Source organism: Wolbachia endosymbiont (group A) of Phasia obesa (assembly GCF_964028125.1).
Lineage (GTDB): Bacteria > Pseudomonadota > Alphaproteobacteria > Rickettsiales > Anaplasmataceae > Wolbachia > Wolbachia pipientis.
In genome coordinates this window covers 1114759-1138758 of the sequence record NZ_OZ034764.1, presented here as the reverse complement: position 1 = coordinate 1138758, position 24000 = coordinate 1114759, and the positions used below count along the sequence as shown (strand labels likewise).

16 protein-coding genes and 1 tRNA gene are annotated in these 24000 nt (G+C 36.1%); 14 read left to right on the top strand and 3 right to left on the bottom strand.

Translation table 11 applies throughout. The features are described 5' to 3' along the window. Positions 1-22 precede the first annotated feature (22 nt). On the top strand, positions 23-2026 hold the full coding sequence (locus ABWU29_RS05665) for a type IV secretory system conjugative DNA transfer family protein (protein ID WP_077188467.1): 2004 nt from the start codon (positions 23-25) through the stop codon (positions 2024-2026). 121 nt (positions 2027-2147) lie between these two features. Further along, positions 2148-2996 (top strand): P44/Msp2 family outer membrane protein, encoded by an 849-nt coding sequence (locus ABWU29_RS05660; protein WP_141456832.1) that lies wholly within the window; start codon positions 2148-2150, stop codon positions 2994-2996. A gap of 164 nt (positions 2997-3160) precedes the next feature. Here the strand turns inward: ABWU29_RS05660 and prmC are convergent, their stop codons facing one another. After that, the gene (gene prmC, locus ABWU29_RS05655; RefSeq protein ID WP_010962305.1) at positions 3161-4000 is read right to left on the bottom strand and encodes a peptide chain release factor N(5)-glutamine methyltransferase; all 840 of its coding nucleotides are present in this window, start codon (positions 3998-4000) and stop codon (positions 3161-3163) included. 1114 nt (positions 4001-5114) lie between these two features. Here prmC and rpsL point away from each other — a divergent pair. The 12 genes from rpsL (at position 5115) to ABWU29_RS05595 (ending at position 21019) form a co-directional block, all read left to right on the top strand. Beyond that, the gene (rpsL, locus tag ABWU29_RS05650) at positions 5115-5489 is read left to right on the top strand and encodes a 30S ribosomal protein S12 (RefSeq protein ID WP_006279787.1); all 375 of its coding nucleotides are present in this window, start codon (positions 5115-5117) and stop codon (positions 5487-5489) included. Between the two features lie 5 nt (positions 5490-5494). Then, positions 5495-5974 carry a 30S ribosomal protein S7 gene (rpsG, locus tag ABWU29_RS05645; protein WP_007549313.1) on the top strand — a complete coding sequence of 160 codons (480 nt, stop codon included), beginning with the start codon at positions 5495-5497 and terminating at the stop codon, positions 5972-5974. A 21-nt stretch (positions 5975-5995) separates the two neighbouring features. Continuing rightward, positions 5996-8071, top strand: coding sequence for an elongation factor G (gene fusA / locus ABWU29_RS05640; protein WP_141456828.1), 2076 nt, complete (start codon positions 5996-5998; stop codon positions 8069-8071). Between the two features lie 11 nt (positions 8072-8082). Then, a complete protein-coding gene (gene tuf / locus ABWU29_RS05635) occupies positions 8083-9255 on the top strand; it encodes an elongation factor Tu (protein WP_353280111.1) in 1173 nt (390 codons plus the stop codon). A 13-nt stretch (positions 9256-9268) separates the two neighbouring features. Beyond that, a tRNA-Trp gene (locus tag ABWU29_RS05630) sits at positions 9269-9341 on the top strand. A gap of 19 nt (positions 9342-9360) precedes the next feature. Then, complete coding sequence (secE, locus tag ABWU29_RS05625; RefSeq protein WP_022626186.1) at positions 9361-9561, top strand: preprotein translocase subunit SecE; 201 nt, start codon at positions 9361-9363, stop codon at positions 9559-9561. After that, positions 9551-10387 carry a transcription termination/antitermination protein NusG gene (nusG, locus tag ABWU29_RS05620; RefSeq protein WP_015588764.1) on the top strand — a complete coding sequence of 279 codons (837 nt, stop codon included), beginning with the start codon at positions 9551-9553 and terminating at the stop codon, positions 10385-10387. Before secE ends, nusG begins: the two co-directional genes overlap by 11 nt. Before the next feature lie 2 nt (positions 10388-10389). Continuing rightward, positions 10390-10830, top strand: a complete 441-nt coding sequence (locus ABWU29_RS05615; RefSeq protein ID WP_015588765.1) for a 50S ribosomal protein L11 — start codon at positions 10390-10392, stop codon at positions 10828-10830. Between the two features lie 4 nt (positions 10831-10834). Next, entirely contained in the window at positions 10835-11488 is a 654-nt protein-coding gene (gene rplA / locus ABWU29_RS05610) for a 50S ribosomal protein L1 (RefSeq protein WP_015588766.1), read from the top strand. A gap of 12 nt (positions 11489-11500) precedes the next feature. Continuing rightward, the gene (gene rplJ, locus ABWU29_RS05605; RefSeq protein ID WP_015588767.1) at positions 11501-12019 is read left to right on the top strand and encodes a 50S ribosomal protein L10; all 519 of its coding nucleotides are present in this window, start codon (positions 11501-11503) and stop codon (positions 12017-12019) included. A 26-nt stretch (positions 12020-12045) separates the two neighbouring features. After that, positions 12046-12447 carry a 50S ribosomal protein L7/L12 gene (rplL, locus tag ABWU29_RS05600; RefSeq protein WP_015588768.1) on the top strand — a complete coding sequence of 134 codons (402 nt, stop codon included), beginning with the start codon at positions 12046-12048 and terminating at the stop codon, positions 12445-12447. Positions 12448-12505: 58 nt separating this feature from the next. Beyond that, entirely contained in the window at positions 12506-21019 is an 8514-nt protein-coding gene (locus ABWU29_RS05595) for a DNA-directed RNA polymerase subunit beta/beta' (RefSeq protein WP_353280213.1), read from the top strand. A 6-nt stretch (positions 21020-21025) separates the two neighbouring features. Here the strand turns inward: ABWU29_RS05595 and dusB are convergent, their stop codons facing one another. Both dusB and ABWU29_RS05585 read right to left on the bottom strand, forming a co-directional pair. After that, entirely contained in the window at positions 21026-21988 is a 963-nt protein-coding gene (gene dusB / locus ABWU29_RS05590; RefSeq protein ID WP_012673040.1) for a tRNA dihydrouridine synthase DusB, read from the bottom strand. A gap of 5 nt (positions 21989-21993) precedes the next feature. Next, positions 21994-23916, bottom strand: a complete 1923-nt coding sequence (locus ABWU29_RS05585) for a Ulp1 family isopeptidase (protein WP_151807695.1) — start codon at positions 23914-23916, stop codon at positions 21994-21996. Positions 23917-24000: the final 84 nt, after the last annotated feature.

Here is a 24000-nt window from a genome sequence, read left to right as displayed (position 1 = left end):
ATAAGTTAAGGAAGAGTAGTTTATGAGTAATGGAAATCACCTACGTAATATTCTCATAGGAGGTGTAGTAGCTTTTAGCGTACTTGAGTTTTGCTTCTATCTATCTGGTATATTGTTTGTTCTGTTTGCTGATGGTCCGGATGCTGTGGATTTTAAGGCAATTAATCCTAGTTTGACGCCTTTCCCTCAAGCTCTTTGGCCAACGATTTTTGATCATATACAATATTGTTGGCATCATCCAGAGTTATATAGCCTTGAGCTCAAAATCACATTAATTATATCTTCTGCACTGCCTATCATTGTTTTAATGATTATCTTATGGAATTTAAGAGAAAGGATAATTGAGTGGCGACCATTTAAAAAGAAGGAATCACTTCATGGAGATTCGCAGTGGGCATCAGAGAAAGACATACGAAAAGCAGGATTAAGAAGCAAAAAGGGATTATTGCTTGGTAAAGATAAAAGAGGATACTTCATTTCTGATGGGTTTCAGCATGCATTGTTATTTGCACCTACAGGTTCTGGTAAGGGTGTTGGCTTTGTAATTCCTAATTTATTATTTTGGACTGACTCGGTAATTGTACACGACATAAAATTAGAAAACTATGAAATAACAAGTGGTTGGCGAGAACGACAAGGACAAAAAGTATACGTATGGAATCCAGCGCAGCCAGATGGAATAAGTCACTGTTACAATCCATTACAATGGATTAGTGAAAAACCTGGGCAGATGGTTGACGATGTGCAGAAAATAGCTAACCTAATCATGCCTGAACAAGACTTTTGGCAGAATGAAGCAAGAAGCTTATTTGTTGGAGTGGTATTATACTTACTTGCTGCACCAGAGAAAGTTAAATCTTTTGGTGAAGTTGTGCGTACGATGCGTAGTGATGACGTGGTTTATAATCTTGCTGTTGCTCTTGATACAATGGGTAAAATACTACACCCTGTAGCATATATGAATATTGCAGCTTTTTTACAAAAAGCTGATAAAGAAAGGTCAGGTGTTGTATCAACCATGAACTCATCACTTGAATTGTGGGCAAACCCATTGATTGATACTGCAACTGCGTCAAGTGATTTTAATATTCTAGATTTTAAAAAGAAGAAAATTACAGTTTATGTTGGTTTAACTCCTGACAACTTGACTAGGCTCAGGCCTTTAATGCAGGTTTTTTACCAACAGGCAACTGAGTTTTTATGTAGAAAATTGCCATCGGATGACGAGCCTTATGGCGTATTGTTTTTAATGGATGAGTTTCCTACACTTGGAAAAATGGAGCAATTTCAAACAGGTATTGCATATTTTCGTGGTTATCGAGTTAGGTTATTCTTAATTGTTCAAGATACTGAGCAGCTCAAAGGAATATACGAAGAAGCAGGGATGAACTCCTTTTTGTCAAACTCGACTTACAGAATAACTTTTGCAGCCAATAATATTGAAACAGCTAATTTAATATCGCAACTTATAGGAAACAAAACTGTACAACAAGAATCGTTGAATAAGCCTAAATTTTTAGATTTAAATCCTGCTTCAAGGTCATTACATATCTCTGAAATACAGAGAGCATTGCTATTGCCTCAAGAAGTTATTATGTTGCCACGTGACGATCAGATAATTTTAATAGAGTCGACTTACCCAATTAAATCAAAGAAAATTTTGTACTACAGTGATACCACCTTCACAAGAAGGCTGCTCAAACAAACTCGTGTGCCTACACAAGAACCATATGACCCAAACAAAGTTCTTTCTGCCGCTGCGAGCAAAGATAAGGTTAATAACGAGGGGAATAATGTTCTTGAGGGACCTAATTCAGTTGATTATCCTGCTGAAACTAAAACCGAAGATGCAGTATATGATGAATCAGATGAATTTGCAGACGAAGATATTGATGATGAAGATATCGACGATAAGTTTGAAGATGATGACGAGGAAGATGAGGATAGGAGCGATGATGGGTTTGATGACGAAGAAGAGGAGGATGAATTTGAAGATGAGGATAAATTAAAAAATGACGAGAAGTAAGGTTAACTTTGCCTATTTTTAGCTCAGAAAAGTGCAAGTTATGCAAATAATTAGCTTTTTCATATTAAGCCATTTTTAATTAATTAGTATTAGATTAGCTATTTTAACTAGGGGAGTAGTAATGATTAGTAAAAAAACATTAGCGGTTACAGCATTTGCTTTATTGTTGTCACAACAATCTTTTGCAAGTGAAACAGAAGGGTTTTACTTTGGTAGTAGGTATTACGGTCAATATTTAAATAACACAAGCGTACTAAAAACAAGCACTACAGGTATCAAAAATTTGTCTATAAATGACAGGGGTGCTCAGAACACAGAAGGTCAGTCACTAAGTGAGTATAAAGGAGATTATAATCCACCTTTTGCTGCAAATGTGGCATTTGGTTACACAGGAGAATTGGGTAACAACAGCTATAGGGCTGAATTGGAAGGGATGTATTCTTCTGTAAAAGTGGATAATATTGGTTTAACAAGTAGCCAAATAACTGTTTCATACCTAAAGGAGACTGGTGAGGATCCTAATAAAGAAACTTATCTCTATAGTGCTGCAGTTAGTCATGACCAAATTGAGAACATATCTGTAATGGCAAATGTTTATCATCATTGGAAAAGTGACCGTTTCTCTTTTTCTCCTTACGTTGGTATTGGGATCGGTGCAACAAGAATGACGATGTTTGAAAAACCGTCAATAAGACCCGCAGGTCAATTAAAAGCTGGCTTTGACTATCGCATAAACGAAGATGTAAATATGCATATCGGATATAGAGGTTTTGGTGCTATTGGTAGCGATATTAAGCTTACAGCAAAAAGGTTAGGACAAGTGGTAGACGACCCTAATAATGATAAAAAAAAGAAGCTTAATCCTAGCTCAGGTAGCAAAGTAACTGAGGAAATAAATATAGGTAATCAACTATTTCACACACACGGTATAGAGGCTGGTCTTACTTTCCATTTTGCCAGCAAAGCTTAAACATGTTGCCCTTTAAAAAATGCATAAAACCGTTCCTGTCGTCCTATGGCTTGACCATAGGATCTAGTTAAATATAGATCCAAGTAGTCACGCTACTTGGATGACTAGGTAGAGGGTACTGGGATGATATAGGATAATATGGGATGAAGGCAAAAAAACATTAGCTATGTTCTTTTCACAACAATGCATCTCTTCATTCCCGCTAAGTCATATACATATTCCTGAAAAGCTAATTCGTATGAGGGGATTATTTTGTCAATATTGCTTTGATCTTCACCTATCTCCAATATCGCAAACCCATTTTTTTTAAGGCACTTTCTCAATATTGGAAAAATGCTCAAATAACAGCTCAAACCATCAATACCACCATCAAGGGCAATTCTTGGTTCCTTTTGCACTTCAGCTTGCAAGTCTTTCAATTTGCTTCTTTTAATATATGGAGGATTACTGATTATAAGATCGAATGAACCTCTGCACTCTGTCCACGAACTTGGAAATATTTTGGCTCTGCTGAGAAGATCATGTTTTTTTGTGTTCTGATAGGCAACTTTATATGCTTCCAAGCTTTTTTCAAAACCGACGCCAACAGCATATTCATACTCACTAAGTACGGATATCAATAAACAACCTGTGCCTGTACCAAAATCTGCAATTTTTAGTTTCTGTTTTTTGTTTGGGTAATATTTTAACACTGCTAGGATTATTGTTTCACTATCTGGCCTTGGATCTAAAACATGCTGGTTAACTATAAAATTTTTACTCCAGAATTCACGATTACCTATTATTTGCGATATTGGATATCTTTCCGCTCTTTTTTTTGTTAATTTCCAAAATAAAAGTTCTTTCTCCATCGGCACTTGATCAGCATGGTTCACAATTATAAATGATCTTTCCACTCCAAGTACGTGCTGCATGATGATTTCACAATCTAAATGTGGTGATTCAACTTTATGTGACGATAATAACTCCGATCCTTCTTGAATTAAAGTGCTGATTGTTTTCATTATTCTAAAAATATGTTTCTTTCAGCCAAAAATAGCAAGATGAGCTTCCAGTTTAGGGTAGCTGCGCTAAATCCCAGTGTCAAGCACGCAGCTGTACGAACATTGCAATTTGCAGATCCAAGTAGCTTGACTACTTGGATCCAGCTAAGTTGGTGAGCATAAAAGTATAGCTAATGCGAGCTTTACGTCATACCGTCACGGTATCTCTAGATTCCGCTAACACGTAGCGGGACGACGAGGTCAGGGTGTCATCCTAGTACCTTCTCCTGTCATCCCAGTGCCCTGACTACTTGGATCCAGGAAAAAGAATGGTGTCATCCAAGTAGCCTCCCTCCCCTGTCATCCCAGTGCCCAGACACTGAGATCCAGAAAAGTTTGCTTGTAAGCAAGCAAACTAGCACAGAAAGTGGTTACAACATTTTCGATGAGATTATATGGAAAACTGGATTCCAGTGTCAAGCACTGGAATGACACCTTCCTGCTCAGTTCATGTTGCCATAAATATTAAGAAATTTACCAAGCAAAAAAAAAGGCAAAAGAAGCCCTAGTCATTGTCTATTTTCAGTATTGGCGTTTTTTAAGTCTTAAACACTGCAATTTAGCTGCTTTTAAATGCAACTCACCTTAGTTTAAATGTTTAAGAAATTTACTAAGCAGAAAAAAAGGCAAAAGATATCCCGTATTAGCTAGTTGTCACTCTCTAATCCTGGAAATTGGCGTACTATACTGTCTTAAACGCTTTATAAGCGCGTTTCAGCTTATATAGGTAAAAACCCAGAAATGTTGTGAAGACGTAAAGTGTGCATAGTGCAAAAAATTAAAAATAAGACGCCAATTACGTAATACTGTTGTCATTTAATCTGCACAGATTGAAGATAAATGAATACCTTCAGTACCATGATAATGGGGCTGGCGAAGGGTGTCAAGTAAGTTTTTTCGTTTCTACTGAATGACAGTTGTGGCTTGGGAGGTAGTGCAAGAAGTCTACTGATGGCTTTCAAGGCAGTTGAGCTTAATTATTAGAGTAGTAATGTTTATTTTTATATTGACTATTGAGGTTTATTATTTTATAACTAAAAACTTAGTTATTTTAATGAGCTTGAGTTTATAACATATGCCTACGATAAATCAATTAATACGTAAGGGTAGATTAGGATTGACCCATAAGAAAAAGGTACCAGCTTTGGGAGAAAGCAACCCTCAAAGGAGAGGTGTTTGCACTAAGGTGTATACTACAACTCCTAGAAAGCCTAACTCAGCACTCCGTAAAGTAGCCAGAGTAAAAATTAGTGGGTATGGTGAAGTGACGGCTTATATACCTGGTGAAGGTCATAATTTACAAGAACACTCTGTTGTTTTGATACGTGGTGGGCGGGTTAAAGATTTGCCAGGTGTGCGTTATCACATAATAAGAGGTGCCCTTGATCTGCGTGGTGTGCAAAATCGAAAGAAAGCTCGTTCAAAATATGGTGTAAAGAAATCTGGTTAAAGTTTATGGCTCGTCGGAATAAAGCAAAAAAAAGAGAAATAAGTCCTGATTCGCGTTACGGCAGTGTTTTGCTGATGCGTTTCATTAATACAATCATGAAATGTGGTAAAAAATCTACTGCAGAAAAGATTATCTATGACGCTTTGTCTTTAGCTGAAAAGAAAATAGGCGAAGGTGGGTTATCAATTTTTGAGACAGCAGTAGGAAATGTTACTCCTTCTATAGAAGTGCGTTCTCGACGCATTGGTGGTGCAACTTATCAAGTGCCTGTTGAAGTTCGACAAGATAGAGCGGTTTCTTTAGCGTTAAGGTGGATTGCTAAAGCAACTTCTGCTGCTCGAAAAAAGAGTGGAAAAACCACTGTTGATTGTTTGCAATCTGAAATACTGGATGCTTATAATAAACGCGGTGGTGCGTTTAAGATGTGCGAAGAAAAATATAAAATGGCTGAAGCTAATAAGGCATTTTCTCATCTTCGTTTTTAATGTTAGCTAATTAATTGTGATATGGAAATTGGAATATCTAAATACAGAAATATAGGGATAATGGCTCACATAGATGCTGGTAAGACTACCACAACAGAGCGTATTTTATTTTATACTGGTAAGCAAAATAGAATTGGTGAAGTGCACGATGGTGCAGCTTCTATGGATTGGATGGAGCAGGAAAAAGAGCGTGGTATTACAATCACATCTGCTGCAACAACATGTTTTTGGAATGATCATAGGGTCAATATAATAGACACTCCTGGTCACGTTGATTTCACTATTGAAGTTGAGAGATCTTTAAGGGTTTTGGATGGTGCAGTTGCTGTATTTGATGGAGTTGCTGGAGTTGAACCTCAATCTGAGACAGTGTGGCGTCAAGCTGATAAATATAGCGTTCCTCGTATCTGCTTTGTTAATAAGATGGATAGAATAGGGGCAAATTTTTATCGATGTGTTGATATGATAAAGACGAAGCTTGGTGCAGCACCTTTAGTTATTCATTTACCAATAGGGAGTGAGAAAGATTTCAAAGGTATAATTGACCTTATTTCTATGAAAGCCATTATATGGCAAGAAGAAACGTTGGGCGCTAAATTTTCTTATGAAGATATTCCTTCTGATTTGCTTGATAAGGCTCAAGAATATCGAAATCTTTTATTAGATGCTGCAGCTGAGATGGATGATGAAGCGATGAATACTTACTTTGAGTCTAATGATCTGCCAGTGGATTTACTGAAAAAATGCGTGAGAAATGGGACCATTAAAGGAAAATTTGTTCCTGTGTTATGTGGATCAGCTTTTAAAAATAAAGGCGTACAACCACTTTTAGATGGTGTAGTTGACTTTTTACCTTCTCCTATTGATGTTGATGTAATTGTTGGAATTGATCCTAAAGATTCAGAAAAGAAAATTGAGGTCAAACCTTCAGAAAAAGAGAAATTTGTTGCTCTTGCATTTAAAGTGATGACGGATAAATTTGTAGGCAGCTTGACGTTTATCCGTATTTATTCTGGTAAATTAAAGTCTAAATCTACCGTTTCAAATGCGTTAAAAAACGAAACTGAAGGGATTGGCAGAATGTTACTTATGCATGCAAATAACCGAGAAGATATAACTGAGGCTAGGGCTGGAGATATAGTTGCTTTAGTTGGGCTAAAGAAAACAACCACCGGAGATACTTTATGTTCTGTTGATTTTCCTATATTATTGGAGCGTATGGAATTTCCTGAGCCTGTTATTGAAATTGCTGTGGAACCTAAAACCACTTCAGATCAGGAAAAATTAGGTATTGCTCTAAATAGGTTGGTTGCAGAAGATCCTTCTTTGAGAATGTCAGTAAATGCGGAAAGTGGCCAGACTATATTGAAAGGCATGGGTGAGCTCCATCTTGAGATTATTGTTGATAGAATGAAGCGCGAATTTAACGTTGAGGCTAACGTCGGTGCTCCTCAGGTTGCATATCGTGAAACTATCACTAAATCTGTTGAAATTGATTACATTCATAAAAAACAATCTGGTGGAGCTGGTCAGTTTGCTAAGGTTAAAATAAAATTTGAACCTCTTGAGCCTGGTTCTGGGTTTCAATTTGAAAGTAAAATTGTAGGTGGTGCTATTCCAAAAGAGTATATTCCTGGGGTAGAAAATGGCTTGGAGTTGATAAAAGAAGGTGGTGTAATTTCGGGATTTCCGTTGATTGATTTTAAGGCTACCCTTCTTGATGGTGCTTTTCATGAGGTTGATTCTAGTCCTTTAGCTTTTGAACTTGCTGCTAAAGGTGCTTTTAAAGAGATGGCAAATAAAGCTGGTCCAAAAATGCTGGAGCCTATAATGAAAGTTGAAATCATTACTCCTGAAGAATATATGGGTGATGTTATGGGTGATATAAATAGTAGAAGAGGAAATGTTGCTGATATGCTCGATTTAGGTAATAATAGTAAAATAATTACTGCTTCGGTACCTCTTGCAAATATGTTTGGTTATATCAACGTTTTGCGTTCTATGTCTCAGGGAAGGGCGCAGTATAGTATGCATTTTTCTTGTTATGAGCAAGTGCCACAATATGTGGTTGATGAGTTAAAGTTAGAGTATAATTAAGGGTAATAATTATGACAGCAGTAGTGGAAGCATTTGGAAAGCCGCATGTAAATGTGGGAACAATAGGACATGTGGATCATGGGAAGACGACGTTAACAGCGGCGATAACGAAGCATTATGGAAATTTTGTAGCGTACGATCAGATAGATAAAGCGCCAGAAGAAAGGAAGAGGGGGATAACGATAGCAACAGCGCATGTTGAGTATCAGACGGAAAAAAGGCATTATGCACACGTTGATTGTCCTGGACACGCTGACTATGTAAAGAACATGATAGTAGGTGCAGCACAGATGGATGCGGCGATATTGGTAGTGTCGGGGGTTGATGGGCCAATGCCACAAACGAGAGAGCATATATTGCTGGCGAAGCAGGTAGGTGTTGGATATATCGTGGTGTATATAAATAAAGCTGATGTTGCTGATACTGATATGATAGATTTAGTAGAAATGGAAGTGAGGGAATTACTGAGTAAATACGGATTTCCAGGGGATGAAGTGCCTGTGGTGGTTGGTTCAGCGCTCAAGGCGCTGGAGGATGACAGCAGCGAATATGGAAAGAAATCAATAGACAAATTGATGGAAAAGTTAGATGAATATGTAGCGGTTCCACCAAGGCCTGTGGATTTACCATTTTTATTGCCAATCGAAGATGTATTTTCGATATCGGGGCGAGGAACAGTGGTAACAGGAAGAATAGAGAAGGGAGAGATAAAGATGGGAGAAGAGATAGAGATAATAGGTCTGAAAGCGACGCAAAAGACGATATGCACAGGTGTTGAGATGTTTAAGAAGTTGCTGGATAAGGGAAGTGCAGGACTCAATGTAGGAATATTGTTAAGAGGAACAAAAAGAGAAGAAGTGGAGAGAGGGCAAGTATTAGCGAAACCGGGGACGATAACACCGCATAGAAAGTTTAAGGCGGAGGTTTATATATTAAAGAAAGAGGAAGGAGGAAGGCATACACCATTTTTTGCGAATTACCAGCCACAGTTTTATTTAAGGACAACGGATGTAACTGGGAGCATAAAATTGCTAGATGGGAAGGAGATGGTAATGCCAGGAGATAATGTGAGTGTAGAAGTAGAATTGCAAGTACCGATAGCAATGGATAAGGGATTGCGTTTTGCGATAAGAGAAGGCGGTAGAACTGTTGGTTCTGGTGTTGTTTCTGAAATTTTGGAGTGAGAGTTTGAGTTATAGGAGTGTAGCTCAATTGGTAGAGCGCTGGTCTCCAAAACCAGAGGTTGTAGGTTCAATTCCTATCGCTCCTGCATTAATGTTGTGGTGGAAATGTTAAAAAGTTTGTGTGGTTTTTTCTGTGATATAAAGCAAGAAATACGAAGAATTGCTTGGGTAAAGAAACAGGAGGTGTTGTCATCTCTATTTGTTGTAATGATTGTTATATTATGCTTTTCGATTTTCTTCTGTTTTGTGGATTTTATGTCTCTTTACGTAATTAAGGCTTTATTTGGAATTATTTATGGAATGTGAATATAAATGGTATATCATTAAAGTTGATTATGGATATGAGCAAAACATACGCGAATTGGTAAGTAATGCTGTTTATTTTAAGGAAGTGTTTATTCCTTATCAAACGGTATGTAATTCAAAGTCTGATATAAAAGAGTTATGTGAAGTGTATGTATATATGCATCTGTGTGATGAAAGCAAAAATATTTTGAATCAAACGCCTGGATTCTGTAGTGGCGAATCTGGTGATTTTGAGATGATTTCAGATGATGAGATAAGTTTAAAGTGTAAAGAATTTAATAGATATAAATGGTATATCTTGAGAGTTGCTTCCAATTGTGAAGAGAAAGTGCGCCAACATATATTGGAAAATTCTATGAGATTGGGTGTTAATGATTACTTTAAGGAAGTTTTTATTCCATATGAAGAGCTAAGTGAAATAGAGTTAAAATCTAAGAAAATTGCTACACGAAGGAAATGCTTTCCTGGTTATGTCTTTTTATACGTGAATTTATGCGATGAAGTATTGAATTTTATCAATAATATACCAAAATCTCTTAAGGTTTATGGATTTTTGAAAAATGGTAATATTCCAAAGGTAATTTTGGATGATGAGATTCACTCAATGTGTAATGCACTTTATAATGCTCAAGAGACAAAGAAGTTAGGTTATGGTTATGAAAAAGGTGAAAAAGTGAAAATTAATGATGGTCTTTTTCAAAATTTTACTGGTAAGGTAAATATGGTAAACGATGAGAAAAAAATTATTAATGTGGAAGTATCGATTTTAGGTAAGCCGACAATAATAGAGCTTGATCTGGCTCAAGTAGAGAAAATAGAGGATTAATTATGAGTGTTGTAGTTGCTAAGATTAACTTACTTATGGAAGCTGGAAAAGCAGTTCCAGGACCAAAAATTGCTTCAGTACTTGGTCCGCGTGGTATACCTGTTCCTAAGTTTTGTGAAGCTTTTAATAAAGTTACTAGCGCTGCTAACGCTAATTATAAAGTAGGTGATTTAGTAACAGTGCGAATTTCCATAAAGGATGATCGCTCTCATGATTTTACTGTCAGCGGTCCTCCTGTGGCTTATTTACTTAAGCAGGAAGCTAAATTAAGTAAAGGTTCTGGTAATCCTGGTAAAGAATTAGTGGCTAAATTACCTATGTCTGCTATAATTAAAGTGGCAAAGTGCAAGATGGTTGATATGAAAGTGGATAATGAAGATTCAGCAGTGAAAATGGTTGTAGGCACTGCAAAATCTATGGGTATAGAAGTTGTGGAAGGTTAGGTAAATGAATACATATAATGGTAATCCTAAGCAGTGTTTGGAGAAGATTGTTGAGTCTGCTTCAGCAAAATTTAATGAATCAGTTGATGTTGCGGTCAATCTAGGCGTAGATTCATGTAAATCTGAAGAGCAGGTGCGTGGTACAGTAGTTTTGCCTAAAGGTATCGGGAAGAATATTAAAGTAGCTGTTTTCGCTCAAGATAAACATTTATTAGAAGCTGAAAAAGCTGGTGCTGATATTGCAGGAGGAGAGGATTTAGTTGAAGAAATAAAAAAAGGTAGAAAATTAGATGTTGATTGGTGCATTACTACTCCTGATTTTATGGCAAAAATCACTCCTATTGCAAAAGTATTGGGTGCTAAAGGGCTGATGCCTAACCCTAAATTTGGTACTGTGACTTCTAACATTGCAGAAGCTATTAAAACCATTAAGTCTGGTCAGATAAAATTTAGAACAGATAAAAATGGTGTTATTCATGGTAAATTAGGAAATATTAAATTTGATATTGATGACTTGCTAGAAAATTTAAAAGCCTTTCTTAAAGTAATTAAAGATAATAAACCTATTTCTGTGAAAGGAGTTTACTTTAAGGGTGTTTTTTTAAATTCAACTATGGGTAAAGCTTATAAGATAAGCAAAGTGGAAGATATAATTTAAGGGAGCGATACCGTGAAGCGTAAAAATAAGGATGAATTTATACAGAACACAATAAACGTATTTGTAAATAATGATTTCTTAATATTAGTAAATTTTAAATCTATAAATGCTAATGATTCATTAATCCTGAGGAATAACCTGAAGTCTATAACAGGTGGGGTATTAGTAGTTAAAAATACTCTGGCTCGCTTGGCTTTGGAAAGGACTGGCAAATTTTCTTATTTATCAGGCAAATTTTCTGGTCCTGTTGCTATTATATACTCTAGTGGCATAGTAGAAGCTGCAAAGTTAATAGTTGATTTTGCTAATGCTAACAAAGAAAAAATGTCTGTGATTTGCGCGGCTCATTTAAATGAATTGTTAACAGTGGAAGATGTTAATAAACTGGCTAAGTTGCCTTCTCTGGATGAATTGCGTGTTAAAATTATGCGTTTAATATCTTATGATATTCCTGCTCGATTGGCGTTGTCTATTAATTCATCTTCTATGAGGCTTATGAGAGTTTTGGATTATTATAGTTCTAAAAAATAAATTTATTGTTAAGTAAGGTGGTAATTATGAGTAATGTAACAAGTGATTTGGTTGATAAAATATTATCTTTAAATCTATTAGAGGCTTCTGAACTTGTAAAAGTTCTAGAAGAGAAAATAGGGTTGCCTGCTGGTTCTTTTCTTGGTGGAGCTGTTGGTGCTGGGGCGCCTGTTGGCGATAATGCTGCTGCTCCTGCTGCTCAAGAGAAAGTTGAATATAAAGTTGTGATTAAAGAAATTGATGCGAGTAAAAAAATAGGAGTTATTAAAGCTGTGAGAGAGGTTAATTCTACATTGGGTTTAAAAGAAGCAAAAGAGTTGGTTGAATCTTTACCTAAAGATTTGACTGCTAATGTTCCTAAAGACGAAGCAGAAAAAATCAAGCAAAAACTTATTGAAGCAGGAGCAACTAAAGTGGAGCTTGAATAATATTTAATGTATTAATTTTATATTGATATAGCTCTTTTAATTAGTTTGGGGTATTTTAATGGTTGATTCTTCTTATATGTACGCTTCTGGTGCTTTTGTTCCTAGAGTTTCTTATTCTAGGTCGATTGATTTAAAAGATTCTTTATTGGATTTGGTTAAGGTTCAAAAAGAATCGTATGATTCATTTACTCCTCAGAATAAGGGTAATGAAAGACTTGAAGTTATCTTTCATACAATCTTTCCAATAAATGATCCTTTGCGTAGGGCTACTATTGAGTTTATAAGTTGTAGGGTGGATGATCCTAAGTATGATGAATCTGAGTGTATAAAGCGTGGTGTAACTTTTTCTGCTCAGGTTATTGCTTCTATACGTCTTGTTGTTATGCAGGATGGTATTTCTCTTGATGAATATAAATCGATTAAAGAGAGTGGAGATCATTCTAAACTTGCAACCGTTGTAAAATCTATAGAAGAGCAGAAAGTCCACTTTTGTGGGTTGCCTATGATGACTGATAAGGGCACTTTCATCATTAATGGTGTGGAAAAAGTTATCGTCTCACAAATGCATAGGTCTCCTGGTGTATTCTTTGATAGCGATAAGGGAAAAACTTACAATTCTGGTAAATTGATCTATTCTGCTAGAATTATTCCTTATAGGGGTTCTTGGCTTGATATTGAATTTGATGTTAAAGACCATTTGTATTTTCGTGTTGATAGAAAAAGAAAATTGCCAATCTCAGTTTTATTAAAGGCGTTGGGTTTATCAAATAATGATATACTCGATAGATTTTATGAGAAAATAAAGTATGTAAAACATAAAGATGGTTGGAAAGTGCCTTTTGTTCCTGATAAATTTAAAGGAGTGAGGCTGCCTTTCGACTTAATGGATATTGAAGGTAATGTGCTGCTTAAAGCTAACGTTCGTATTACCTCAAGACTAGCTAAAAAGCTATATGATAATGAATTGAAAGAGTATCTGGTTCCTTTTAATTCTATATGTGGTTTATTCCTCGCAGAAGATTTAATGGATAGTGCTAGCTCTACGAAAATTTTATCTGCTGGTGAATCTATAAAGCTGGAAGACATAAAGAAGCTTGAGTTATTATCTGTAGATGAAATATCAGTGTTGAACATAGATAATTTGTTTGTTGGACCTTATATATTAAATACGCTTTTCTTAGATGAAAACATGTCTTATCAGGATGCACTATATGAAATATATAGAGTTTTGCGTCCTGGTGAAGTTCCTGTTTTAGAGATAGTAGAAGAGTTTTTCCGTAATCTTTTCTTCAGTCCGGAATATTATGATTTGTCTAACATTGGTAGGTTGAAGCTTAACTCTTACCTTGGATTAAATTATGATGAGGATTTAACTGTTTTAACGCATGAAGATATTATTGAAATTGTGAAAAAAATAGTATTGTTACGTGACGGTCAAGGATCTGTAGATGATATTGATCATTTAGGAAACAGAAGAGTAAGATCAGTTGGAGAGTTTATAGAAAATCAATTTAGAACTGGGTTGTTGAAATTGGAACGCGCAATAGTTGATTCTATGTCCACTTCTAGTTTAGATAAAGTTTCTCCATCTGATTTTATTAATCCAAAAGTGTTAACTAATGTCTTAAGAGATTTCTTCAATTCTTCTCAATTATCTCAATTTATGGATCAGACTAATCCGTTATCTGAAATAACACATAAAAGAAGGTTATCCGCGTTAGGTCCTGGCGGTTTAACAAGAGAACGGGCAGGATTTGAGGTGCGTGATGTTCATCCAACTCATTATGGAAGAATTTGCCCTATTGAGACTCCTGAAGGGCAAAATATAGGGTTAATCAACAGCTTAGCTATATACGCGCGTATTAATAAATATGGTTTCATTGAAAGCCCTTATAGAAAAGTAGTCAATAGGGTTGTTACTGATCAAATTGAGTATCTTTCTGCTATAGACGAAGGCTCACATCATATAGCTGACACTAGCGTAAAGCTTGATGAAAATAATTGCTTTGTTGATGACATGCTATACTGTAGATATGCTGGTAGCTTCGTCATGGTAAGTAGCGACCAAGTTAGTTACATTGACGTATCTCCTAAGCAGGTAATATCAGTTGCAGCTTCCTTGATTCCATTTTTAGAAAATGATGATGCTAATAGAGCATTAATGGGCTCAAATATGCAACGTCAGGCCGTACCTTTATTGAAGCCTACCGCTCCTCTGGTTGCTACTGGTATGGAGTCTTTTGTAGCTTCTGGCTCTGGTGCTGTAGTTTTAGCAAAACGCGATGGCATAGTTGATAGTTCTGATAGTAACTCTATAGTTATACGTGCTTTTGATAAAGAAAGGGTTAACTACTTGGACGTAGATATTTATCATCTAAGGAAGTTTCAGCGTTCTAACCATAATACTTGTATTAATCAAAGACCGCTAGTGTGCGTAGGTGATTATGTTAAAAAGGGTGATGTAATAGCTGATGGTCCTGCAATTAACAGTGGTGAGTTGGCGCTTGGTAAAAATTTGCTAGTCGCTTTTATGTCTTGGCAAGGTTATAATTTTGAAGACTCTATTATTATTTCTAGTGAAGTTGTTAAAAAAGATCTCTTTACTTCTATTCATATAGAAGAATTTGACTGTGTTGTACATGATACCCCTTTAGGATCAGAAAAAATAACTCGTGCTATACCTGGTGTTAATGAAGAAAATCTATATCACTTGGATGATAGTGGTATAGTGAAAATTGGTACAAGAGTTGGTCCAGGCTATATTCTGGTAGGTAAAGTTACACCTAAACCTTCTCTTTCATTGCCTCCTGAAACGAAGTTATTAATGACAATTTTTGGTGAAAAGTCATTCGATTGTGCGGATTCCTCTTTATATACATCTCCAGATGTTGAAGGGACAGTAATTGATGTACAAGTCTTTACACGCAGGGGGGTTGAAGAAAATGAAAGGGCATTACTCATCAAACAAAAAGAGATAAATGACTTTGAGGAAGAGCGAGATTATATAATCAATGTTACTAGTGAATATTTCTATGATGAATTGAAGAAACTTCTTATTAATTCTGGTTCTCAAGATCGAGAAAAATTTGACTCTATTGAACGTGAGCAATGGTGGGGTATAGGATTAAAAAACCAATCCATTTCTGAGCAAGTTAAGAGCTTAAAAAAAGATTTTGATGAAAAAGTATCACATGCAATAGCACAGTTTAAGCGAAAAGTAGAAAAATTACATGAAGGTTATGACCTGCCTCAAGGTGTGTCGATGTCAGTAAAAGTTTTCATTGCTGTGAAACATAGTCTGCAACCAGGGGATAAAATGGCTGGTAGACATGGAAATAAAGGTGTGATTTCTCGAGTTGTGCCAGTGGAAGATATGCCTTATTTGGAAGATGGTACTCCTGTTGATATTATTCTTAACCCTCTTGGTGTTCCTTCACGAATGAATGTAGGGCAAATACTGGAAACGCATGTAGGTTGGGCTTGTAGAAAATTAGGGGAAAAGGTAAGTAATATTCTCGATGAGATCAATAAGATCAAAAGTGCTTTTTGCAAGGGAATTAGGTCCCTTAACGATGATAATTTTACACAATTTGCAGTAGCATACCTTGATAATAAAAAAATTGAAAATATTGATGATGATGAAATAACGGCTTCTGTTTTAAATACACCTAATAAGAATGCACTAAATGACGAGTTGAATGAGTTAGTAGAGAACTATTTGAACTCTTGTAAAAGTTCATACAGCAATTTACGTAACTTCCTGATTGAGGTTTATAGCTATGGCAGTAACGTATCTATCTGTAATGATATTCGTAATATTAGTGATAATAATCTCATTGAATTTGCACGCAAATTACGTGATGGCGTTCCTGTTGCTGCACCTGTATTTGAGGGTCCAAAAGATGAACAAATAGCAAAATTATTTGAACTTGCTGGTTTAGATAACTCTGGACAAGCTGTATTATATGACGGTTGCAGTGGTGAAAAATTCGACCGCAAGGTTACAGTTGGTTACATGTACATGCTTAAGTTGCACCACTTGGTTGATGGTAAAATTCATGCGCGTTCAGTAGGGCCTTATAGTTTGGTTACTCAACAACCTCTTGGAGGAAAATCTCATTTTGGTGGTCAGCGTTTTGGTGAAATGGAATGTTGGGCATTACAAGCCTATGGTGCTGCTTATACTTTGCAGGAAATGTTAACTGTGAAGTCTGATGATATTAATGGTAGAGTTAAGATTTATGAATCGATAATAAAAGGTGACAGTAATTTTGAATGTGGAATTCCTGAATCCTTTAATGTGATGATAAAAGAACTACGTTCTTTATGTTTAAATGTAGATTTAAAGCAAAATGATGTAGTGATTGAAGATATATCTCACACTAACATTGCACAACCTTTTAATGAGGTTAGCATATCGATTGCTAGCCCTGAAAGTATTAAGCGTATATCTTGTGGTGAGATAGAAGATGTTTCAACTGCAAATTATCGTACGTTCAAAGTTGAGAAAGGTGGATTATTTTGCCCTAAGGTTTTTGGCCCTGTCAATGACGATGAATGTTTATGTGGAAAATACAAAAAAAGAAGACACAGAGGTCGCATATGCGAAAAATGCGGAGTAGAAGTTACATCTTCTAAAGTAAGAAGAGAAAGGATGGGTCATATAGAGCTTGCATCTCCTGTTGCTCATATATGGTTTTTGAAATCGCTTCCTTCAAGAATTGGAGCATTATTAGATATGTCTCTCAGAGATATTGAGAATATTTTATATAGCGATAATTATATCGTAATAGATCCTCTTGTTTCGCCTTTTGAAAAAGGTGAGATTATTAGTGAAAAAGCTTATAATGAAGCTAAAGATAGCTATGGGATCGATAGTTTTGTAGCTATGCAAGGTGTTGAAGCTATAAGAGAGTTGCTAACGCGCCTTGATTTACATGAAATTAGGAAGGATTTAAGACTAGAATTAGAATCTGTTGCTTCTGAGATAAGAAGAAAGAAAATTATAAAGAGATTGCGTATTGTTGAAAACTTCATTAAATCTGGAAATAGGCCTGAGTGGATGATACTTACAACTATACCTATTTTACCACCTGATTTGCGTCCTTTGGTATCGCTTGAGAGTGGTCGTCCTGCAGTTTCTGATCTGAATCATCATTATAGGACTATTATTAATAGAAATAACAGGTTGAGGAAATTGTTGAGCTTAAATCCTCCTGAGATTATGATTCGTAATGAAAAAAGGATGTTACAAGAAGCAGTTGATTCTCTTTTTGATAATAGTCGTCGTAATACTTTGGTAAATAAAGCTGGTGCTGTTGGATATAAAAAGTCCATTAGTGATATGTTAAAAGGAAAACAGGGTCGTTTTCGCCAGAACCTCTTAGGAAAAAGGGTAGACTACTCTGGACGTTCTGTAATAGTTGTTGGTCCAACTTTGAAACTAAATCAGTGTGGATTACCAAAAAGAATGGCTCTTGAACTATTCAAACCTTTTGTTTACTCAAAGCTTAAGATGTATGGTATGGCTCCAACTATTAAGTTTGCTAGTAAGTTGATAAGAGCAGAAAAACCAGAAGTTTGGGATATGCTTGAAGAGGTAATAAAAGAGCATCCTGTTTTGTTGAATAGAGCGCCTACGCTACATAGACTTGGTATTCAGGCTTTTGAGCCAATCCTTATTGAAGGCAAAGCAATACAGCTTCATCCGCTTGTCTGTACGGCGTTTAATGCTGATTTTGATGGTGATCAAATGGCAGTGCATGTGCCAATTTCATTGGAAGCTCAGCTTGAAGCTAAGGTGTTGATGATGTCCACTAATAACGTTTTAAGTCCTTCTAATGGCAGACCGATTATAGTTCCTAGTAAAGATATAGTACTTGGTATATATTATCTGACTTTACAAGAACCTAAGGAAGATAATTTACCATCTTTTGGTGCTTTTTGTGAAGTTGAGCATTCCTTGAGTGATGGTACTTTACATATTCATTCTAGTATAAAGTATAGGATGGAGTATATTAATAGCAGCGGTGAAACTCACTATAAAACTGTTTGTACAACTCCTGGCCGTTTAATATTATGGCAAATTTTTCCTAAGCATGAGAATCTAGGCTTCGATCTAATAAATCAGATATTAACAGTCAAGGAAATAACTGGTATAGTTGATTTGGTATATCGTAACTGTGGTCAAAGTGCTACAGTGGCATTTTCTGATAAATTAATGGTACTTGGCTTTGAGTATGCCACATTTTCTGGTGTCTCTTTTGGTCGTTGTGATATGGTTATACCTGAAACTAAAGCTACACATGTTGATCACGCGAGGGGTGAAATTAAGAAATTCTCTATGCAATATCAAGATGGGCTAATAACTAGAAGTGAGAGGTATAACAAGGTTATAGATGAATGGTCTAAGTGTACGGATATGATAGCTAATGATATGTTAAAAGCAATATCTATATATGATGGAAATAGTAAGTACAACTCAGTGTATATGATGGTTAACTCTGGTGCAAGGGGTTCTACTTCACAGATGAAACAGCTAGCAGGAATGCGAGGGCTCATGACCAAACCTTCTGGTGAGATTATAGAAACACCTATAATTTCTAATTTCCGTGAAGGATTGAACGTATTTGAATACTTTAATTCTACTCACGGTGCGCGTAAAGGTTTAGCTGACACTGCACTTAAAACTGCAAACTCTGGATACTTAACTCGTCGTTTAGTTGATGTATCTCAAAATTGCATAGTTACAAAGCATGACTGTAAAACAAAAAATGGTCTTGTTGTGAGAGCTACAGTTGAAGGAAGTACTATAGTTGCATCTCTAGAGAGTGTTGTGCTGGGTAGAACAGCTGCAAATGATATATATAACCCAGTGACAAAAGAATTATTAGTAAAAGCAGGGGAATTAATTGATGAGGATAAAGTAAAGCAAATCAGCATTGCAGGTCTTGATGTTGTAAAAATTAGATCGCCTTTAACTTGTGAAATAAGTCCTGGTGTATGTTCTTTATGTTATGGAAGAGACCTTGCAACTGGTAAAATTGTTTCAATAGGTGAAGCAGTTGGTGTTATAGCTGCTCAATCTGTTGGAGAGCCAGGTACTCAGTTAACGATGCGTACTTTTCATATAGGTGGAGTAATGACTAGAGGCGTTGAATCCTCGAATATTATAGCTTCTATTAATGCTAAAATAAAGTTAAACAATAGTAATATAATTATAGATAGAAACGGAAATAAAATTGTGATAAGCCGTTCCTGTGAAGTCGTGTTGATTGATAGCCTTGGTGGTGAGAAGTTGAAGCACAGTGTACCTTACGGCGCTAAGCTTTATGTAGATGAGAGTGGGTCAGTAAAAATTGGCGATAAAGTTGCGGAATGGGATCCTTATACATTGCCTATTATCACGGAGAAGACTGGTACAGTGTCTTATCAGGACTTAAAAGATGGAATTTCGATCACTGAAGTGATGGATGAATCTACAGGAATATCAAGCAAAGTAGTAAAAGACTGGAAATTGCATTCTGGTGGAGCTAATTTACGTCCTCGTATTGTGCTGCTTGACGATAATGGTAAAGTAATGACACTCGCAAGTGGCGTTGAAGCATGTTATTTTATACCAATCGGTGCAGTGCTCAATGTACAAGATGGCCAGAAGGTTCATGCAGGTGATGTTATTACAAGAACACCAAGAGAGTCAGTTAAAACTCGTGATATTACTGGTGGTTTACCGAGGGTTATAGAGTTATTTGAAGCACGTCGTCCTAAAGAGCATGCTATTGTTAGTGAGATAGATGGCTATGTAGCGTTTTCTGAAAAAGACCGTAGAGGAAAATGCAGTATATTAATTAAACCTGTAGATGAACAAATTTCTCCAGTTGAATATTTGGTATCAAGAAGTAAGCATGTAATAGTCAATGAAGGTGATTTTGTACGTAAAGGTGATCTATTGATGGATGGTGACCCTGATCTCCATGATATTTTACGTGTGCTTGGGTTAGAAGCTTTAGCGCACTATATGATTTCTGAAATACAGCAAGTTTATAGATTGCAGGGTGTTCGTATAGACAATAAGCATTTAGAGGTGATCTTAAAACAAATGCTACAAAAAGTGGAAATTACTGATCCTGGTGATACTATGTACTTGGTTGGCGAAAGCATTGACAAGCTGGAAGTTGATAGGGAAAATGATGCTATGAGTAACTCTGGCAAACGGTCTACTCATTATCTTCCTATTCTGCAGGGGATTACTAGGGCAAGTCTTGAAACTAGCTCCTTTATTTCTGCTGCCTCTTTCCAAGAGACAACAAAAGTACTTACAGAAGCAGCATTCTGCGGGAAGAGTGATCCTTTAAGTGGATTAAAAGAAAATGTTATAGTAGGAAGATTAATTCCTGCTGGTACAGGTTTGATTATGAATAAGATCAGAGCACTTTCACTTTGTGATAATGTGGATAAATATGAAAAATATTTTGATATTGAAACTTATGACGAGGAATGGTTGATGGATAATGGTTGTCATTTACACTCTGGTGAGGAAGAGAGCGTAGTGGCATACGATCAGTCGAATTGAGTACAGCTAGTGTGTCTCTTGACCAAAAAAGCCAATAATATTTTCTTTCACTTCTGTGCTATCTGTCATGTTATTTACTCTCACACGAAATTCAGATGAGCCTTGAAGCCCGCTACTGTACCAACCTATGTGTTTGCGGGCCATCTTTATTCCTGTGTCATTTCCATAGTACTCAAGAATATTGTCGTAATGCTCGAGTATGATGCTTAATCTCTCTGAAGCTGTTGGCTCAGAAGTTTCACTTCCACTGAGAAAGTTCATTGCTTGATTAATCAGCCAAGGTTTACCGTAGGCACCACGACCTATCATCACTCCGTCTGCTCCAGATTCTTTGAGAGCATTCTGAATATCATTTAAATTTTTAATATCGCCATTTACTATAACTGGAATTTTCACTTGCTCTTTAACATTTCTAACGAATTTCCAATCTGCTTGACCATTATAAAGCTGCGCTCTTGTTCTTCCATGCACAGTGATCATTTTTGCTCCTAAGTCTTCGGCAATTTTCGCAAGTCTCGGGGCATTGCGATTTTCATCGTTCCATCCAGTGCGCATTTTCACCGTAACTGGCATATTCACTGCTTTGACCACAGCTTCAATTATCTCAGCGGCTTTTTTCTCATCACGCATTAGCGCTGATCCTGCATAACCGTTTACAACTTTTTTAACAGGGCAACCAAAGTTTATGTCTATAATTTTTGCTCCCATGTCCTCGTTTAATTTTGCAGCCTCCGCCATAACATCTGGCTCACACCCAGCAAGCTGCACAGCAGTTAATGCATCGACTTTTGCTTTTTGCAAACTCTGGCGAGTTTGCATAATCATAGCTCTGCTTGCGATCATCTCTGAAACTAACAAACTTGCACCAAGTTTCTTCACAATACTTCTAAACGGATAATCAGTCACTCCAGACATTGGAGCTAAAATAACTGGAGAATCAATTGTCAAATTTCCTACTTGTAGGGACATATATTCTATGTGTTCAAACCTAGCGCATTTACACATACTGTTACAACACTTTGTATAGCCGAACTTACTTTTTCCATAAGAGAAGGCTCTACCTCTACTATCTCAGCTCTCTCATAATGACCAGGTGCCAAGTATACCGTTTCTTGTTCTTTATTTCCCCATAGCTCGTTGTTCTGCTGATAACCTTCATTTATCATTCCCGCATTTGGCAGAAACAATGTATTTACATCATTACCATTATTTTTATAGTAGACGTCAATTTCAATATTAGCCAGCGAAGCTAAGATAGAAATTTCTTCTATGAAAACATGGTAACTTTGGCTGCTGATTGCCTCTAGATAAGATCTATAAATGGATTTGCCATTGAGAAAAGAATTTGCTGCAGTATCACTATTATAATTTCTATCATATTTTCTTTCACTAATATTGAGATTACTAGCACTAATGCTTCTTAAATCACCTATAACTTCATTTTCTTTTAATGTTGTAAGACAACATAACTTTTTTATTAATTTATTAGTCTTTTTTTTGATCTTCTCTACCCGTCTGTTTGTATGCTGAACCAAATCTTTTATTGAGTCCGACATACCAATCAAATGATTTGGATTTTCTAAGAATGCACCAAAAACTTTCTGCATCTGTCCCTTCAATAACTCAGGCATCCTTGGATCATTCAAAGAGTTAAATTGACTTAAAAATTTGTGCCATTCCATTCTCATATCTTGTGCTTTTTCAGTTTTATATTGACCAGAGCTATTATCACCAAATACCGCATGGAAAAAGCAGTTGCCATCACCTGTAGTATTATATTGAACAATTTTTGTTTGCTTACTTTCTACTGAATCTAAACTTACTCCGCTATCTTTACGACTTATATTTCCTGGACCACCTAATACAGGGCTTGGCGTGCCAGCCCTGCTTTGTTCATCCTTTTTCAACGCTTTTGCAAATTCTTTTCTCTTCTCTATTAATTGCTCTGAACTAAGTTCATATTTTAGCTGATCATCAATTTCATCAAACGATTTGCCTGCTTTCAGCATATCTGTAATTTTCTTAGCATTCTCTAAGGCAAATATTCCACAATTATACTTATCATCTTGTTGTTTAGCTTTTGAGTTTCTAATACTACTATTGTCTATTCCTAGAGTTTTCTGTAGCGCACTTGATACCTCTTCTGGTAATGGTTCACCAAATGAATCGCAATAATATGCTCTAAACTTTTTACTCTTTTCATCATGAGAAATAACCAATGTTACCCAATGATTGTTATTTAAGTTAAGAATTGAAGATAATACTAAATTGTTATCCCCTTTTACTTTATCTTTATATTCTTGCAATCGGTTCCCCAGAAAAGATGTAAGATTATCGAGGCAAGAAAAGAACACTCCTTTGGAAAATTCCCTGTGACCTTTTTTACGATATGGCATCCATCCATAGTAACTTTTTGCAATCTCTGCAATATCAAAATTACTTAACCAAAATTTATAATCTTCTTTTTTATTTGTCTTATATACAAAAGAATCCTTATTTTCTTTGCAGTCAAAAATACCACTATCCCTATCAGGAGTTTTCGGTCTTGCTTGCTTTTCTGGAGTCTTGCCTTGCAAATCTTGTAGTTCTGTATCTTTTTCTTCACTCTTTTCCCCCTTTGAAGCTCTTTTTCCATTAATATAGTTCTTCGCTAAGTAAAATAAAGGTTCAACAACCATTTTGTATGCTACTGTAAGAATTATTCCCATTAAAACCCAAACTACGGGGTTAGAGATGAGCATAGCAAGTGGAAAGGTCAATAGAGGGGATCCTATTACCGCCCCTAAACAGCCAGCAGCGAATGTGGCTGCTAGGCATACACAAGTAGCGTAGATAACGAATTCCTCACCAGCAAAGTCAGTGCTCTCTTTCTGATTATTTTTTGTAATACCCAACATACTACACCCTATGAACGCTAAGTTAATTAAATTTTAACAAATTCTAACAAAAAAATCAACCATAATAATTTTAGTAGTATGAGA